Source organism: Streptomyces sp. WAC04114, assembly GCF_019733245.1.
GTDB lineage: Bacteria > Actinomycetota > Actinomycetes > Streptomycetales > Streptomycetaceae > Streptomyces > Streptomyces massasporeus_A.
In genome coordinates, this window is the sequence record NZ_JAIGQA010000352.1 from 1 (window position 1) to 2,048 (window position 2,048).

General features: G+C 71.4%; 2 protein-coding genes and 1 rRNA gene. 1 reads left to right on the plus strand and 2 read right to left on the minus strand.

What is annotated here, in order from left to right:
• Positions 1-10: 10 nt before the first annotated feature.
• Positions 11-127 (plus strand): 5S ribosomal RNA (gene rrf / locus K4G64_RS39095).
• A 79-nt stretch (positions 128-206) separates the two neighbouring features.
• Here the strand turns inward: rrf and K4G64_RS39100 are convergent.
• On the minus strand, positions 207-1,517 hold the full coding sequence (locus tag K4G64_RS39100; protein ID WP_221760593.1) for a DUF58 domain-containing protein: 1,311 nt from the start codon (positions 1,515-1,517) through the stop codon (positions 207-209).
• Positions 1,517-2,048: MoxR family ATPase (locus K4G64_RS39105; protein ID WP_221760594.1), on the minus strand; the 532-nt coding region annotated here is incomplete at its 5' end. The genes K4G64_RS39100 and K4G64_RS39105, both read right to left, overlap by 1 nt.

The following is a 2,048-nucleotide window of genomic DNA, read 5'->3' on the forward strand; positions in this document are numbered from 1 at the left end:
TTCATAGTGTTTCGGTGGTTATAGCGTAGGGGAAACGCCCGGTTACATTCCGAACCCGGAAGCTAAGCCTTACAGCGCCGATGGTACTGCAGGGGGGACCCTGTGGGAGAGTAGGACGCCGCCGAACAATTTTTGGGAAAACCCCCCGCATCTTCGGATGCGGGGGTTTTCTGCGTTCAGGGCCCCTTTCGGGGGGCTTTTATTCGCTAGAGGCGTCCAGCCGCCTTCAGGGCCAAATACGCGTCCGCGAGTGCCGGCGCGAGGTCGTCCGGTGTGGCGTCGACGACCGTGACGCCGTACCGGCGCAGTTGTTCCGCGGTGCGGTGACGTTCCGACTTGGCCTGGGCGGCTGCGGCAGCTTCGTAGACGGCGTCGACATCGCCACGGGCCTTGGCCATGTCGGTGATGTGCGGGTCGGCCACCGATGCCAGCAAGATCGTGTGGCGCTGGGTGAGCTGGGACAGGACCGGGAGCAGACCCTCTTCGATGGGAGCTGCGTCCAGAGTCGTGAGCAGGACGATCAGGGAACGGCGCGGAGACGTACGCAGAGCGGTGGCTGCGAGGCCACGCGCGTCCGTCTCGACGAGCTCCGGCTCGAGCGTGGCCATCGCGTTGACCAGGGTGGGAAGGACATCGCCCGCGGTGCGGCCCTGGACGAGGGCGCGGACTTTACGGTCGTAGGCGAGGAGGTCCACGCGGTCGCCGGCGCGGGAGGCGAGGGCTGCGAGGAGGAGAGCCGCGTCCATCGAGGCGTCGAGGCGCGGTGCGTCGCCCACGCGGCCGGCCGAGGTGCGGCCGGTGTCGAGGACCAGGAGGATGTGGCGGTCGCGCTCCGGGCGCCAGGTGCGTACGGCGACCGTGGTCTGCCGGGCTGTGGCGCGCCAGTCGATGGAACGGGTGTCGTCGCCGGGGACGTATTCGCGCAGGCTGTCGAACTCCGTGCCCTCGCCGCGGGTGAGGACGCTGGTGCGGCCGTCCAGTTCGCGCAGGCGGGCCAGCTTCGAGGGCAGGTGCTTGCGGCTGGTGAACGGGGGCAGGACACGCACCGTCCAGGGGGCCATGTGGGTGCCTTGGCGGGCGAACAGGCCGAGGGGGCCGTACGAGCGGATGGTGATGCGGTCGGCCTGGCGGTCGCCTCGTCGAGTGGGCCGTAGGCGGGTCGTGATGCGGCGGCGTTCGCCCGGGGGGACCGTGAGGCGGTGGCGGGAGGCGGTCGTTTCCGTGCCGGGCTGCCAGCTGCTGGGGGGCCAGGCGTCGCGGAGCCTGGCGCGCAGAGAGCGGCGGGACGGATTGGTGAGGGTGAGGGTGACGTCCGCGGTGTCGCCGAGGCGTACCGAGGTGTCGCCGGAGCGGGTCAGGCCCAGGCGGCGCACGGGGGCGGCCAGCGCGAAGTCGCAGGCGCAGGCCACGGCCAAGGGGGCGTTGACCGCGAGGATGCCCGTCCAGCTGGGCTCCCAGATGCCGACGGGGAGGGAGCCCAGGGCCGCGAGGAGGGCGGCGCGTCCGGTGAGTGCCATCAGCGGGGGACGGGGACGTGGGCGAGGATCGCGTTGATGACGGAGTCGGCCGTCACGCCTTCCATTTCGGCCTCCGGGCGGAGTTGCACGCGGTGGCGGAGGGTCGGCAGGGCAAGGGCCTTCACGTCGTCGGGGATGACGTAGTCGCGGCCGGTCAGCCAGGCCCAGGCGCGGGCGGTGGCCATGAGCGCCGTGGCGCCTCGGGGGGAGACGCCGAGGGTGAGGGACGGCGACTCGCGGGTGGCGCGGCAGATGTCGACGACGTAGGCGGTGATCTCGGGGGAGATGGTCGTCTTGGCGACCGCCGCGCGGGCCGCCTCCAGGTCGGCCGGGCCCGCTACGGGGCGTACGCCGGCGGCGTGGAGGTCGCGTGGGTTGAAGCCCTCGGCGTGGCGGGTGAGGACGTCGATCTCGTCCTGGCGGGAGGGCAGGGGGATGGTGAGCTTGAGGAGGAAGCGGTCCAGCTGGGCTTCCGGGAGGGGGTAGGTGCCCTCGTACTCGACCGGATTCTGGGTCGCTGCGACGAGGAAG